The 14,869-nt window shown below is 67.2% G+C and carries 10 protein-coding genes; 9 read left to right on the forward strand and 1 reads right to left on the reverse strand.

Annotated elements, in window-relative coordinates; all coding sequences use genetic code 11:
* Positions 1 to 88 precede the first annotated feature (88 nt).
* The 9 genes from ASF54_RS04775 to ASF54_RS04815 all read left to right on the forward strand — a co-directional run bounded on the left by ASF54_RS04775 (position 89) and on the right by ASF54_RS04815 (position 12,875).
* On the forward strand, positions 89 to 2,659 hold the full coding sequence (locus tag ASF54_RS04775; protein ID WP_055959391.1) for a glycosyltransferase: 2,571 nt from the start codon (positions 89 to 91) through the stop codon (positions 2,657 to 2,659).
* A 115-nt stretch (positions 2,660 to 2,774) separates the two neighbouring features.
* Positions 2,775 to 3,731 carry an ABC transporter permease gene (locus ASF54_RS04780; RefSeq protein ID WP_235480941.1) on the forward strand — a complete coding sequence of 319 codons (957 nt, stop codon included), beginning with the start codon at positions 2,775 to 2,777 and terminating at the stop codon, positions 3,729 to 3,731.
* 15 nt (positions 3,732 to 3,746) lie between these two features.
* Complete coding sequence (locus tag ASF54_RS04785) at positions 3,747 to 4,994, forward strand: ABC transporter ATP-binding protein (RefSeq protein WP_055959393.1); 1,248 nt, start codon at positions 3,747 to 3,749, stop codon at positions 4,992 to 4,994.
* A 4-nt stretch (positions 4,995 to 4,998) separates the two neighbouring features.
* Positions 4,999 to 6,168, forward strand: a complete 1,170-nt coding sequence (locus ASF54_RS04790) for a glycosyltransferase family 4 protein (protein ID WP_055959395.1) — start codon at positions 4,999 to 5,001, stop codon at positions 6,166 to 6,168.
* The gene (locus ASF54_RS04795; RefSeq protein WP_235480943.1) at positions 6,165 to 7,046 is read left to right on the forward strand and encodes a glycosyltransferase family 2 protein; all 882 of its coding nucleotides are present in this window, start codon (positions 6,165 to 6,167) and stop codon (positions 7,044 to 7,046) included. The genes ASF54_RS04790 and ASF54_RS04795 overlap by 4 nt, the downstream gene beginning before the upstream one ends.
* A 51-nt stretch (positions 7,047 to 7,097) precedes the next feature.
* Positions 7,098 to 8,222, forward strand: coding sequence for a glycosyltransferase family 2 protein (locus ASF54_RS04800; RefSeq protein ID WP_055959397.1), 1,125 nt, complete (start codon positions 7,098 to 7,100; stop codon positions 8,220 to 8,222).
* 117 nt (positions 8,223 to 8,339) lie between these two features.
* Entirely contained in the window at positions 8,340 to 9,281 is a 942-nt protein-coding gene (locus ASF54_RS04805) for a glycosyltransferase family 2 protein (protein WP_055959399.1), read from the forward strand.
* Positions 9,282 to 9,327: 46 nt separating this feature from the next.
* A complete protein-coding gene (locus ASF54_RS04810; protein WP_162237096.1) occupies positions 9,328 to 10,860 on the forward strand; it encodes a DUF2142 domain-containing protein in 1,533 nt (510 codons plus the stop codon).
* A 2-nt stretch (positions 10,861 to 10,862) separates the two neighbouring features.
* Positions 10,863 to 12,875 (forward strand): acyltransferase family protein, encoded by a 2,013-nt coding sequence (locus tag ASF54_RS04815; RefSeq protein ID WP_055959403.1) that lies wholly within the window; start codon positions 10,863 to 10,865, stop codon positions 12,873 to 12,875.
* 293 nt (positions 12,876 to 13,168) lie between these two features.
* Here the strand turns inward: ASF54_RS04815 and ASF54_RS04820 are convergent, their stop codons facing one another.
* Positions 13,169 to 14,866 carry a glycosyltransferase family 39 protein gene (locus ASF54_RS04820; protein ID WP_055959405.1) on the reverse strand — a complete coding sequence of 566 codons (1,698 nt, stop codon included), beginning with the start codon at positions 14,864 to 14,866 and terminating at the stop codon, positions 13,169 to 13,171.
* Positions 14,867 to 14,869 lie beyond the last annotated feature (3 nt).

Raw genomic sequence — 14,869 nt, forward strand, 5'->3', positions numbered from 1 at the left:
GTCGCCACCGACTCGAAAGATCGCATGGCTATAGTGAGACCGCCTCCCGGGGCCGAACCACCTATCGCCAACGTGTTGGAGCATCTCCTTGTCAGTATCCACGTCGAGTGTCGTCTCCGTCGTCATCGTCAATTTCCGAGGCACCGACGACACCCTCGAGTGCGTCGCCCGCCTCAACGATGTCGATTGGCCGACCGACCAGCTCGAGATCGTGATCGTCGAGAACGGCTCCGGCGACGACAGCGAGACCCGTCTCCGCGCCGCCCTCGGCGACCAGAAGAACGTCACGCTGATCGTCTCCCCCGACAACCTCGGCTTCACCGGCGGGTCGAACCTCGGAGCGAAGAAGGCTCGCGGCGAGTTCGTCGCGTTCCTCAACAACGACGCCAAGCCGTCGGTCGACTGGATCCGCGCCGCGCTCGGCCAGTTCGCCGTGAGCCCCAAGGTCGCGGCCGTCGGCTCGAAGGTGCTCGACTGGGAGGGCAAGGCGATCGACTTCGTCCAGGGCAGCCTCACCTGGTTCGGCATGGGCTACAAAGACCGCGTCACCGAGATCGACACCGGCGAATTCGACACCCCGCGCGACATCCTCTTCGGCACCGGCAGCGCGCTCTTCGTGCGCAAGGCGATCTTCCACGAGGTCGGCGGCTTCGACGAGCGCCTCTTCATGTTCTACGACGACGTCGACCTCGGCTGGCGTCTCAACCTGCTCGGCTACCGGGTGCGCTTCGCCCCCGAGTCAGTCGTCTACCACAAGCACCACGGCTCGATGAAGAGCTTCGGCGAGTACCGCGAGATGTACCTGCTCGAGCGGAACGCCCTGATCCTGCTCTTCAAGAACCTCGACGACAACAGCCTCGCCAAGTTCCTGCCCGGGGCCCTCGCCCTGCTCGCTCGCCGCGCGGTCGCCAAGAGCGGCCTCGACTCCGAGATGTTCGACATCCGCCGGTTCACGGGCGCGGCCGACGAGTTCGAACGCGACACCCCCGTCAATAAAGACACGGTCGCCGGCCTCTTCGCCCTCGACCAGTTCGTGCAAGAGCTCCCGTCGCTCCAGCAGACCCGCGACGAGCTGCAGTCGCAGCGTCAGCGCACAGACGGCGACCTGTTCCGCCTCTTCGGCGACATCTTCAAGCCGCTCTTCTCCGACTCCTACTTCCTTGACGGGCTGCACTCGATCGTCGATGCCTTCGGAATCGTCGAGCACACCCAGCGTCGCCACATCCTGGTGATCACGGGCGATGCCATCGGCGAGAAGATGGCCGGGCCGGCCATGCGCGCCTGGAAGATCTCGGAGGCCCTCTCCGAGCACAGCGACGTCCGCCTCCTCACCTGGAACGTGGCCAACCGCCAGTCCGACAAGTTCGAGGTCGAGCGAGTCCGCCTCCAGAACGAGCGCGAGATGAAGGTCCACGAGGAGTGGGCCGACGTGATCTTCTTCCAGGGTCACGCCCTGCACCACTTCACGACGCTCAAGCACTCCAACAAGATCATGGTCGCCGACCTCTACGACCCGATGCACCTCGAGCAGCTCGAGCAGGGCCGCGAATGGGGTCTCGCCCAGTGGAAGAACCAGGTGCAGTCGTCGACCGACGTGCTCAACGAGCAACTGCTCCGCGGCGACTTCTTCCTCTGCGCCTCCGAGCGGCAGCGCCTGTTCTGGCTCGGCCAGCTCGCGGGTCTCGGCCGGATCAACCCGGAAAACTACGCGGCCGACGAAAACCTCGAGAACCTCATCGCGATCGCCCCCTTCGGCATGGACAGCACGCCGCCGCAGAAGACCCGCAAGGCGATCCGCGGCGTCGTTCCCGGAATCTCCGAGACCGACAAGGTCGTCATCTGGGGCGGCGGAATCTACAACTGGTTCGACACCCAAACCCTGGTGCGGGCCATCGCCCAGCTGGCCGAGCGCCGCCCCGACGTGCGGCTGTTCTTCCTGGGGGTCGCGCACCCGAACCCCGACGTTCCCGAGATGGCGATCGTGTCGAAGACCCGCGAGCTGGCCTCTCAGCTCGGGGTCAGCGGCAAGAACGTCTTCTTCAACGAGCAGTGGGTGGCGCTCGACGACCGCCAGAACTACCTGCTCGAGGCCGATGCCGGCGTCTCGACGCATTACGACCACATCGAGACGACGTTCTCGTTCCGCACCCGCATCCTCGACTACATGTGGGCGAACCTCCCCATCGTCACCACGCGCGGCGATAGCTTCGGCGACCTCGTCGGCGCCGAGGGCATGGGCGTCTCCGTGCCCGAGCGCGACGTCGACGCCCTCGCGAACGCCCTCGAGTCGATGCTCTACGACGACGAGGCCATCGCCGAGGCCCGAAAGAACGTCTCCAGGATCCGCGAGGAGTTCACCTGGGAGCGCGCGCTTGCACCGCTGGTCGAGTTCTGCCGCGACCCCCACGTCGCTCCCGACCGGGCCGCTCTGGTCGGCGAGCCGCTCGGGGCCTCCCGCGGCAGCGTCGTCCGGAGCCCGCGCGGTCGCTCGCCCCAGACCAGCGAAGAGAAGTTCCACGCGATCGCGAACCGCCGGCACGGTGTCGGCCGCGATATCGCTCTCGCCCGCTTCTACCTCACCGACGGTGGCCTCGGCGGCCTCCGCACCAAGGTGCAGACTCGTCTCGCGACGAGCCGAGCGAGCAAGTACGGCAAGTAGTCTCCAGAAAAGACGACCAGCGGCCCCACGCGCCCTCAAGGCGTTTGCCGTGCCCCCGCCCGATCCAGGAGGCCGGGGTATAGTTTCCAGGTTTTCCAAGGATGAGGTACGAGCCATGACCACCACGACGCCCCCGACGGTGAATTCCGTCACGCAGGCGGCAGCGACGCAGGCGGCCGCGCGCTTCGAGCGACTCAAAGACGAGCCGATGCAGATCGCCGGCCAGCCGATCGGAGCCTTCACCGGTTTCTTCGGCACCATCCGCGATGTGATCGCGCACGGCAGCCTGCTCGACCTGCTGATCCGACGCGACCTAAAGTCTCGGTACAAAGACTCGGCTCTCGGCTTCGTCTGGACCCTGATCCGCCCCATCACTCAGCTCGTCATCTACTTCGTGATCCTGGGTCAGATCCTCGGCGCGGCGAAGGGTATCCCGAACTTCGCCGTCTACGTCTTCTGTGGTCTGACGATCTACAACCTGTTCAGCGAGATCGTGGCCGGTTCGACGGGGTCGATCGTCGCCAATGCCGGTCTCATCAAGAAGGTCTACGTCCCCCGCGAGATCTACCCGCTGGCCAGCATCGGCTCGGCGCTGTTCAACTTCGGCATCCAGCTCGTCGTCCTCCTGGTCGCGACCGTCGTGTTCGGCAAGTTCCCCGCCCACGCTGAGCTGCTCTATTTCTTCCCGTCAACCATTCTTATTCTGATCTACGGCACCGCTCTGGGGCTTCTCCTCTCCGCTGCCAACGTGTACCTGCGCGACATGGGCTACCTCGTCGAGGTCCTGCTCATGCTGCTCATGTGGGGCTCCCCCATCGTCTACGCCTGGTCGGCCGTCGCCACCCGCGCGACTGGTTCGAAGGAGTGGTTGCTGCACATCTACACCGACAACCCGATCACGCTGGCAGTCCTCGGCTTCCACCGCGCCTTCTGGCTCGGCGGCTCCGAGAGCGACTACCCCTCCGACATGCTGATCAAGATGGGCGTCGCGGGCCTCATCGGCCTCGTGCTCATCTACGTCTTCCACCGGGTCTTCTCGAAGTTGCAGGGCAACTTCGCGCAAGAGCTGTAACCGAACGGACCAGGCATGACCATCGACACCTCCCGGGCCACGGTTCGCACCACCCGCGGCGAAGCGGCAGTTCCCACCGTCGTCACGATCGAGAACGTCTCGAAGAAGTTCGTGATCCGCAAAGACAACAGCCTCAAAGAGCGCATCGTCACTCTCGGGCGGACCGGGCGCCGCAACTCCGAAGAGTTCTGGGCGCTGAAGAACGTCAGCCTGACGATCCCCGCGGGCTCCACGATCGGCCTGCTCGGCCCGAACGGCTCGGGTAAGTCGACCCTGCTCAAGGCGATCGGCGGGATCCTTGAGCCGACGACCGGGACCATCAAACGCCGAGGTCGCCTCGCCGCGCTCCTCGAGCTGGGCGCCGGGTTCCACCCCGATCTGACCGGTCGCGAAAACGTCTTCCTCAACTCGGCCATCCTCGGCATGTCGCGCGAAGAGACCGAGGAGAAGTTCGACGACATCTTGAACTTCGCCGGCATCGGCGACTTCATCGACACGCAGGTGAAGTTCTACTCATCGGGCATGTACGTGCGTCTCGCGTTCGCGGTCGCCATCCACACCGACCCCGACGTGCTCCTCGTCGACGAGGTGCTGGCGGTCGGCGACGAGGCGTTCCAGCGCAAGTGCATGGACAAGATCCACGAGTTCCAAGAGCAGGGTCGCACCATCATCCTGGTCAGCCACTCACTCGGCCAGGTGCAAGAACTCTGCGACCGGGCAGTCGTGCTCGCCAAGGGCGAGGTGCAGTTCGAGGGCACCGCTCGCGAGGCCGTCAAGAACTTCCGCGACATCCTCGAAGACCGCCGTGTGGCCGAGGCCACCGCCCTCGGCGAAGCTGATGCCGCCATCACCCCGGGCAAGGTGCTGTCCGGCACGATCCGGGCCGAGGGCCGCGCCCCCGGCGAGGACTTCCAGCCGGGCGACAACCTGGTGATCACGATGACCTTCAGCCACGAGACCCCTCTCGAGCGCTGGATCTCGGGCTTCAAGATCGAGAACAACCTGGGCCAGCCGGTCTTCGGCACCCACAGCAAGCACCTCGGCATCACGCACGCTCCCCTCCACGGCACGGCGACCGTCGAGTACCGGCTCGACGACATCCAGTTCGGTGGTGGCGCCTTCTTCCTGCACGCCTACTTCGCCGAGCCGAACGGTCTCCACATCGCGATCAAGCGAGAGGCCGCGCGCTTCGTGATGGCCGACGATCCCACCGGCGAGGGCACCGTTCGCGTCGCGGCGTCGATGCGGCAGATCGCCGGTTGAGCCGGTGAGCGACCGCACTCAGTCCGCCGTCCTCCCGGTCCTCCTCGACGCCACGTCGATCCCGCCCAACAAGGGTGGGGTGGCCCGCTACCTCGCGGGTCTGCTCTCGGGGCTGACCGATGCCGGCGCCCGTATCCACGTGGTCGTCAAGGCCGAAGACCTATCGTGGCTGTCGCCCCAGGCCCCCGACCACGAGTACGTGACGGCACCCGGCATCGCCTCCAGTCGGCCGCTCCGACTCCTCTGGGAGCAGCTCGGGCTTCCGTTGCTCGCCCGACGCCTGGGCGCGACGACCCTGCACTCGCCGCACTACACGTTTCCGCTGGCCTTCACCGGCCGACGCGTGGTGACCGTCCACGACGCCACATTCTTCAGTCGACCCACCGACCACTCCACGCTCAAGCGCTCCTTCTTCACGTCGTGGATGCGCCTGGCCCGTCGCCTGGCCGACGTGATCGTGACCCCGAGCCGAGCCACGGCCGACGAGATGGAACGCTTCGCCGGGCGCGCCCGAGCCACCCGGGTAGCCCTGCACGGCGTCGACCCCGACGTCTTCCACCTCCCGTCGCACGATGAGGTGACGCGCTTCGCCCGGCGGCTCGACGCGTCGACCGCGGACGGCTGGATCGCCTTCCTCGGCACGGTCGAACCGCGCAAGAACGTGACCGCTCTGATTCAGGCCCATGAGAGAGCCCGAAGCATCGACCCCGCGGTTCCGCCGCTCCTGGTCGCGGGAGGCCTCGGCTGGGACGACGAGGCTGCCGCGCTCCTCACGGCGGCCGGAAACACCCCGGGAGCCCCCGTGCGCTACCTCGGCTACCTCGATCTCGACGACCTCGCCGCTTTCCTCGGAGGTGCCAGCTTCGTCGTCTACCCGTCGAGCGCCGAAGGGTTCGGCCTGCCCGTGCTCGAGGCGATGTCGACGGGTGGGGCCGTCCTCACCGCTCCGCGACTCGCGATCCCCGAGGTCGGGGGCGACGCTGTCGACTACGCCGAGCCAACCGTCGACGGGATCGAGCAGGGCATCCTCCGACTCGTTCAGGATCCCGCACGGCGCCGCGAACTGTCGGGTCTCGGTAGCGACCGTGCCAGACTGTTCACATGGAAGGCCTGCGCCGACGAGCATCTCCGGGCCTACGAGAGGCCCGACAAGGCCAAGGGAGCGACACTGTGAGTTCGACCGTGGCGATCGTCACGGTCAGCTTCAACTCCGGCAACTACCTCGACGAGTTCCTGGCGTCGGCCACTCGAGCCTCAAGCCCTGCTGCGGCCACTCCGGCCGACTCTGTGTCCGCGCCGATCATCGTCGTCGCCGACAACGACTCCCGTGACCCCGACGCCGCCCGTCGCTCCACCGAGGCCGTCGGCGGCGTCTTCCTCGAACTCGGCTCGAACGACGGCTACGGCTCAGCTATCAACCGCGCCGTCGAGACGCTCCCCCGCGAGGTCGACTGGATCCTCATCTCGAACCCCGATGTGATCCTCGGGGAGGGGGCGGTCGACACGCTTCTCGAGGTCGCCCTGAGCGGCGACCGCGTCGGAGCCGTGGGCCCCGGGATCCTCGAGCTCGATGGGCAGTTCTACCCCTCGGCCCGCCGGGTCCCCTCGCTCCGCACCGGTCTCGGCCACGCGCTCTTCGCCAACGTCTGGAAGTCGAATCCCTGGAGCCGGTCGTACCGGAGCGATGGCGACCACGACAACCGCCGCGAGGCCGGCTGGCTGTCGGGGGCGTGCCTGCTCGTGCGGCGGTCGCTCTTCGACTCGCTCGGCGGGTTCGACGAGGGCTACTTCATGTACTTCGAAGATGTCGATCTCGGCTACCGCATCGGCAAGGCCGGATTCACCAACGTCTACGAGCCGCGAGCCCGCGTCACGCACGTCGGGGCGCACTCGACGAGGGAGTCGTCCGATCTCATGCGTCGGGCGCACCACCGCAGCGCCTACCGGTTCCTCGCCTCGAAGTATCGCGCCTGGTATCTCGCGCCTCTCCGGTGGGCCCTCCGGGTGGGCCTCGGCATCCGTGCGAGGATTCACGGGCGCCCGACTCCGTAGGCGAATCGAGCCTGGCGGAGCACCCCGGTGGGCAGGATTCAAGGAGTACCGATGAAACTGGTCGTCACAGCGATGGTCCGTGACGAGATCGACATCATCCGGCAGTGGGTCGACTATCACGTCGCCCAGGGCGCCGATGCGATCATCGTCACCGACAACGGCTCGGTGGATGGCACCAGCAAAGTCCTCGAGGGTTACGCCGAGCGTGGCCTCGTCGACCTGCGTCACGATCCGGTTCAGCGCAAGCAGCAGGGCACCGTCGTGACGGCCATGGCCCGCGAGGCTTTCACGCGCTACGGCGCCGACTGGGTGATTAACGCCGACGCCGACGAGTTCCTGATGCCCGTCGATCGAAGCCGCCGTCTGCACGACGTCTTCTCCGAGATCGATCCGGGTCTCGGATCCTTCACGGCCCCGACGGTGAACCTGGTCGGCTCCGTCGCCGCCTCGGGCGCCGGTCTCGACCGCCTCGTCTGGCGAGACGGACGCACCAACGAGCAGCTCCAGCTGCGCGGCGTCCTGGCGCAGCCGACGCACAACGCGCTCCATATCGGCAGTGCTGACGTCAACGTCGCCCAGGGCAATCACTTCGTCAGCATCGCTTCTCAGGGCTCTCCGCCGCCCGAGTTGGCCCTCGAGGTGCTGCACCTGCCGTGGCGCTCCTGGGAGCAGCTGCGCAACAAGGTCGAGATCTCCGGTCGGGCCTACGAGGCCAACCCCACCCTCCAGCCGAGCCCGAATCACCACGGCATGCTCGACTACCGCCGCTATCAGGAGGGCTCGCTCTACTACTACTACGCGCTGCGGATGGTCACCGAGGGCGAGGCCGAGACCGGTCCGTTCACCCTCGACCGCAGCCTGCCCGAGTTCTTCGCCTCGCATGGGCTGACGGGCGACTACCCGGCCGACGTCGGCGCCTCCGTCGACGAGACTCGTCGTGCCGCGGAGGTCGGGGGGCTCCTCACCACGCGTGATCGTGACGCCGAGGCGCTGCGCGTCGAAGGGGAGGCCATTGGCGCAGCAGCAGCCGCCCGCGTCTCCGCACTCGAGGGCCATGCCCTCGGCCTCGAAAGAGAACTCATCAGGATCCGCGACGAACTCGCTCGAACGAAGGCGCGTCGCGTGGTGAAACTCGCTGATTCCCTGGGCGATCGGGCTCGGCGTTTCCGTTCGTAAGCCGCATGTAAACTCCTCGGGGTTTACATCGCCCCATGAGGCTCGCCCCGCCAGCCTCGTCCCGGCACCACTCGAAGCCGCACCGTCGGCTCGCACTGAATCAGGACTCCCACCCGCGTGAAACTGTTCATCCAGATCCCCTGCCTCAACGAGGAGACGACGCTTCCGTCCGTCCTCGAATCGATGCCGACCGAGATCGACGGGATCGACGAGATCGAGATCCTCATCATCGACGACGGCAGCACCGACCGCACCGTCGAGGTGGCCAAGTCGTACGGCGTGACGCACTTCGTCCGGCACACGACCAACATGGGTCTGGCGCGGTCGTTCCGCGACGGTGTCGACTACGCGCTGCTGAACGGCGCCGACATCGTCGTCAACACCGACGGCGACAACCAGTACCCGCAGTCGATGATCCCGGAGCTCGTGCAGCCGATCATCCGCGGCGAGGCCGAGATCGTCGTCGGCGACCGGCAGACGAAGACCATCGAGCACTTCTCGGCATTCAAGAAGACGATGCAGCGCCTCGGCAGCTGGGTCGTGAGCCAGGCAGCCGGGCTCGATCTGCCCGACGCCGCGAGTGGTTTCCGCGCCTACTCGAAGTACTCCCTGATCCGCCTTAACATCGTCACGCAGTTCAGCTACTGCATGGAGACGATCGTCCAGGCCGGCTACAAGCGCCTCGCCATCACGAGCATCCCGATCACCACGAACGCCAAGACGCGCGAGTCGCGGCTGTTCTCGAACATCTTCCAGCACATGTTCCAGTCGGGCTCGGCCATCGTCCGCGCCTACCTCATGTACCGACCGGTCGCTCTCTTCCTCTGGATCAGCGCAGTTCTGGCGGTCGGCGGCCTCATCCCCTTCGTGCGGTATCTGATCCTTCTCGCCACGCACGACGCCGGCGCGAACATCCAGTCGCTCCTGCTAGGCCTGCTGCTGATAATTAGCGCGCTCTTATCTCTGGTCATAGGCGTGGTGGCCGACCTGACTCGCATTAACCGGACCCTGGCCGAAGAGACCCTCGACTTCCAGAAGCTCCAGCGCTATGGCGAGTGAGGTCGCTCGGCCCGCCAAACGGCCGTTAGCCGACCGCGCGAGCACGATGTGGCTCGTCACCGCGGCCTTCGGCCTCGTGCTGGTCTTCTGGGCCGTCTTGACGCCGCTCTACGGGGCACCCGACGAGATCGCTCACGTCGACAGCGCGATCAGGGTCGCACAGGTGCACACCTGGCCCGCTCCGGGCGAGGCGCACTACCTCTCGGGCGTCACCTACACGAAGTTCGGCGAGCTCCAGCTCCGCAACGACCAGCGTTCGACCTTCGCCGAGATCTTCGCCGATCGCCCCGGCATCTCGCCCGGCATCGACCAGATGACCCAGCATCCGCCGCTGTTCTACCTCATGGCCGCCGTGGTGTTGAAGCTCGTCCACTTCATGGACCTCCGCTGGGACATCGTCGTGATGATCCTGCGCTACTTCGACATCCTGCTCGTGCTCCCCTTGCCGTGGCTCGTGTTCGCGTCGGTGAAGCGCGTGCTGAAGTCGCCGAAGATCGCCCTCCTCGGGGCCGTCTCGCTCTTCTTCGTGCCCCAGCTGCAGCAGATCGTCTCGGCGGTCAGCAACGACTCCCTGGCCGTCCTCCTCGGCGCGGTGACGGCGTGGCTGATGATCCGGTTCCTGACCGGCGCCCAGCGGGTCCGCGACGTCGTGTTCGTCTCGATCGCCCTCGGGCTCTTCCTCCTGACCAAGGGCACCGCGGTGCCGGCGGTGCCGTTCGTGGCACTCGGGCTGCTGTTCGCCCGTCGCGTGGTGCCGGTCGGGTGGGGGCGCAGGATCCTCGACACCCTCCTCGGCGGCGCGGTGGCCGGTGTCATCGGCGGTTGGTGGTTCGTCCGCAACATCGTGCTCTACCACGACATCCAGCCGTCCGGCCTCGCCGGCCAGCGCCCGACCATCACCTGGCCGGAGGGCGAGGGCCGCGACCTCGGCAACTACATGCAGGCCTTCTGGGACACGGTGACGGGATCGTTCTGGGGCCGCTTCGGCGGCCTGCAGTACCCCATGACCCCGTACCTCACCGATCTGCTGACCGCCGTGTCGCTGCTCGTCGTCGCCGCCTTCGCGTTCCGGCGCGGCGCTTTCCGCCGCGATGCGCTCTTGATCGCTTCCTTCCCCGTCGTGACGCTGCTACTCCTGATCGCGAACACCTGGCGCGTCTACGGTCGGACGGCTCTCGTCTACGGCGTGCAGGGCCGGTACTTCTACATCGCGATCGTCGCGCTGATCGTGATCAGCGCGATCGCCTGGTCGCGTGCCGTCGTCGAACCCAAGACCAAGCTCCTGGCCGCCCGCGCGGTCGTGATTGGTGCACCCGCCGTCACCGTCTACGGCCTCTCGCTCGAATACCGGGGCGCCTACGAGAAGCTGCACCTCGCTTTCGACCCGGACGGCGCGTACACCTGGGCCTACTCGTCCGCCGTCGGCCCGCACTGGATCGCGCTCGTCGTAGCGCTCACGGCCGTCGTCGGGCTCGTGGCAGTGATCTGGTGCTTCCGTGCTGTGAGCCAACGTCTCCTGCCGGAAGAGTCGGCGATTATCCGCGAAGCCGCGCTGACGCATGAGGGGAATCGTCGGTGACAATGGGACGACGGAGCGCGGCGGCACCACCGGCCAAAGGCCATCGGCTCGATATCACCGGACTGCGCGCCCTCGCTATCGTGCCCGTCGTGGCCTACCACGCGGGTGTCACCGGCTTCTCGGGTGGATTCGTCGGCGTCGACATCTTCTTCGTCATCTCGGGCTTCTTGATCACCGGCCAGCTCATCCGCGACCGCGAGGCCACCGGCCGCATCCACTTCGGCCAGTTCTGGGCGAAACGTCTGCGTCGCCTGGTCCCGGCCTCGACGCTCATGATCCTGCTGACCCTGCCGATCGTGCTCCTCGTCCTCTCTCCCGAAGACTGGTCGAAGATCGGCAAGCAGGCGGTCGCAGCCCTCCTCTTCGTGTCGAACTTCTTCTTCGCGCGCCAGCCCGACGGCTACTTCGCGCAAGACCTCAACCTGCCGCAGCCGTACCTCCACACCTGGTCACTCGGCGTCGAGGAGCAGTTCTACGTCGTCTGGCCCGTGCTAATCGCCCTCGTCGTCTGGCTCGCCCTCAAGGCGAAAGCCCGCCCCCGAGTCGTGCTCGCGATCATCTTCGGCGTGATCGCCGTCGCATCGGTCACCGTGTCGATCGTTCTCACGAAGACCGACCCGCAGAACGCCTTCTACCTGCTGCCGACGCGCGCGTGGGAGTTCGCGGTCGCGGCGCTCCTCGCCCTGCTCCCCCGTGACCTGATCCGCTCCGCCGCGGCCCGGACCGCCCTCACCGCGGCCGGCATCGTCGGCATCGTCGCGATCGTGGTCCTCCTGCCATCGTCGACGCCCTGGCCCGGCTCGGCCGCACTGCTGCCGGTGGCCGCAACGCTGGCCGTGATCCTGGGGGGCATGGGCCCGGCAGACAGCCCCCGGACGCTGCCCACCCGGATCCTCGAGCTCCGCCCCCTGGTGTGGATCGGCACGGTCTCGTACTCCTGGTACCTCTGGCACTGGCCGCTCATCGTGCTCCTGCCCAAGGCGTTCAAGTCGGAGTCGCCGTGGGTGCCGATCTTCGCGGGCTCCATCGCGCTGGTCATCGCCGCCGTCGCCTACTTCGCGTTCGAGAACCCGATCCGATTCGCCCCCTCCCTGACGAGCTCGGTCAAGCGGTCCATTCTCGCCGCCGGTGTCATGACGCTGGTCGTCGGCCTGATCGCGAGCGGCACCTACTGGCAGGGGCGAACGGCGAGCATCGCGGCCGAGCGCTCCACCGCCCAGGGTCCGGCCCTTCCGCCCCTCGCATGCGACGCGACCCAGAAGTCGCCGTCGGGCATCTCGGAGTGCGTGCACGGCGCCGTCGACAGCGCGAACACGATCGTCGTCGTCGGTGACTCGCACACCCGTCACTGGGAGGCCGCTCTCGGAGCTGCTGCGAAGGAGGCCGACGTCCGGCTCATCGTCCGCTGGGATTCCGCCTGCCCGACGATCCCGGTGCAGACCATCATGACGAGCGGTCACGTCAAAGCCGGCTGTGCCACCTGGCGCGCCGAGACCACCAAGCTCCTCACCGAGATCCACCCCACCGCCGTGATCGTGTCGCAGGCCGAGGGGTACCTCGGCCGGATCGTCGCTCCCGACGGCAGCGAGCTCTCGCAGTCGGCGCAGGAGGCCGAGTGGCTCGCCGGCTACAACACCTGGCTGACCCAGACGAAGAAGCTCACCGACCGCATCGCCGTGATCCGCGACAACCCGCGCCTGCACTACAACCCCAACGAGTGCCTCGCAGCCCCGGGCGGAACGGCAGCCTCCTGCGCCTCACCGCGCTCGAAAGCGCTCGACATGATCGACACGCTGCAGAACCTCTCGATCGAGGCTCAGGTCGCGAACGGGGTCGATCCCGTCTTCACCACCACCGACCGGCTCTGCGACCAGACGACATGCCAGGTCGAGATCGACGGCGTGCGCGTCTACCGCGACTACAACCACCTGTCAGCGGCCTACACGGCGTCGCTTATCCCCTCGCTGACCGAGTTCCTGCAAGAGACGGTGCGGCGCGCGAAGGCCTCTGCCTGAGGCTTTTGCGCTCCCCCGCTTCGCTCTCCCCCCGCTTTGCGGCGCCGAGACTCCAGTAGTTGCGGGTTGTGGCCTCCACGACCCGCAACTACTGGAGTCTCGCCGGGGCAGGTCAGCCAACAGCGCGCAGGGCGGCCAGGAACGCAGCTCAGGATCCGGCGCCGCCAGATCCTGAACTCAGGGGGCTTGGCGCTCCCCGAGCCTGCATTACCGGCGCCCCACGCCCGAACTCCTGCGTCGCCGACGCGCGTTCCTGCATTCAGGCCTCGCGTCGCCGACGCGCGTCCCCTCGCTTAGGCGTCGACGGACACCGGCGTCGCTCGAGCCGGCATCGCACGCACCGACAGAGCGGCGGCCACGAGCGCGAAAAACGCCGCCACCACGAACGCGATCATCACCACGACAGACAGGGCGTACGGGAGCGGCGACCACGCGGCGAGATCGCCGAGTGAGTCGAGGGGGTTCGACCAGTGCTCCTCGCCGAAGTGCCACGAGATCGCCCGCCCCATGCTGACGACCGTATAGACGACGCCGAACACGCCGACGAGAAGCGCGACCAGGCGCGCAGCAGTGAAGCGCGCAGCGGTGACGTGCGCAGACCCCGCCTGGCCATCGTCACCAGCACGGCCCCGAGAGACCAGACCAAGCAGCGCAGCGAGCCCGATCACCGCGACGACCAGCAGCGGAACGATCGATGAATACAGGTAGCGCCCCTGCACTCCTGCCGCGACGCCGGTCTTGCGGGTGAGCGAATAGACCGACTCGAGCAGAATCGCCAGGGTGAGCAGTGTCGGCAGGATCATGACCACGACCGTGGCGCGCTTGACTCCGAGACGGGGCGACAGCGCAAGGCCGGCGAGGAGGATCGCGAGGAGGACGACCGAGAGCACGGCCGGGATCCAGGTGGGGTAGGCCAGCGCTCCGCTCTTGATCGACAGGAGCGCCCAGAACCGCGTCGGGAAGACGCTCTCGAACTGGTCCTTCATCAGGTGCAGGGTGTCGGCCGTGGCCAGGGGCCCGGTCTTCAGGGGGTCGAAGTGACCGGCGGGCTGCACTTTGCCGTAGACGACGACGTTGTGGATCCACCACCAGCCGCCGGCCATGGCCGCGACGACGAAGATGAGCGCCGGTGCGATGACGCGGCGCAGCGACCGTTCGCGCACGGCGGCGACAAGATAGGCGAGCACGACGACGGCGACGAGCGGCAACGACCACGCCTTGGTCAGCAGCGCCACTGCCGAGACGAGTCCGACCCAGAGTGCCGTTCGCCTTCGGAAATCTCCGGTGAGCACGTGCACCGTGCCCAGCGCGATCCACGCCCCGGCCGCGTTCAGCAGGTTGTCGTTGTTGACCGCTCCGCCGACGACGGCGAGTTGCGGAATGGCAAGCACAGAGAGGGCTGCCGCCGAGATCACGACGCGGTTGGCGCCGAGACGTCGCGCGATCAGGGCTGCGGCCAGCGGAAGCGGCGTCAGCAGCAGCACCGAGATCATGCGGAAGATCCACACTTCGAGATCCCACGGGATGGTTGCCGGGAGCACGTCGGCGACGGTGCCGAGGAGCGCCGAGTACCCCGGCGGGTGCTGGCCGGCCTTGTTGACCAGGGTGTCGGTGCCCGAGCCCAGCTCCCTGAACGAGTGGCGATCCGGCCGAGGCGTGGCTTCGATCGCCGAGAGGGCCGGACGCTGCTCGACCGGCTTCGTCGTCGAACGCACACCGCTGATCTTCACGGAGGCATCGACCGAAGCCATGCGCGGCATCTCTTTGAAGCCCGGCCACGAGTGGTAGGTCTCCCAGTAGATCGCTGCCGACACGTGATCCGGCTCGTCGGCCGAGCGGTAGGTCGGGTCGGCGATCGACCAGAAGGTCATCGTCGCGGCGAAGAAGGCCACTGCGGCCCAGACCGCGAGCGGCAGCCCGCGGAGACCCCGGGGTGCCCGACGATCTCTCGGCTCAGGCGACGTGCGATCGAGAGTGCGTGTGTCGGGCATCGA

The sequence above is a fragment of the Frondihabitans sp. Leaf304 genome (assembly GCF_001423105.1).
In the GTDB taxonomy this organism is placed as follows: domain Bacteria; phylum Actinomycetota; class Actinomycetes; order Actinomycetales; family Microbacteriaceae; genus Frondihabitans.

Excerpts from the sequence above, each read along its gene's own strand:
- ASF54_RS04780 (WP_235480941.1), top strand. The coding sequence starts at position 2,775 with ATGACCACCACGACGCCCCCGACGGTGAATTCCGTCACGCAGGCGGCA.
- ASF54_RS04785 (WP_055959393.1), top strand. The coding sequence starts at position 3,747 with ATGACCATCGACACCTCCCGGGCCACGGTTCGCACCACCCGCGGCGAA.
- ASF54_RS04800 (WP_055959397.1), top strand. The coding sequence starts at position 7,098 with ATGAAACTGGTCGTCACAGCGATGGTCCGTGACGAGATCGACATCATC.
- ASF54_RS04810 (WP_162237096.1), top strand. The coding sequence starts at position 9,328 with ATGTGGCTCGTCACCGCGGCCTTCGGCCTCGTGCTGGTCTTCTGGGCC.
- ASF54_RS04815 (WP_055959403.1), top strand. The coding sequence starts at position 10,863 with ATGGGACGACGGAGCGCGGCGGCACCACCGGCCAAAGGCCATCGGCTC.
- ASF54_RS04820 (WP_055959405.1), bottom strand. The coding sequence starts at position 14,866 with ATGCCCGACACACGCACTCTCGATCGCACGTCGCCTGAGCCGAGAGAT.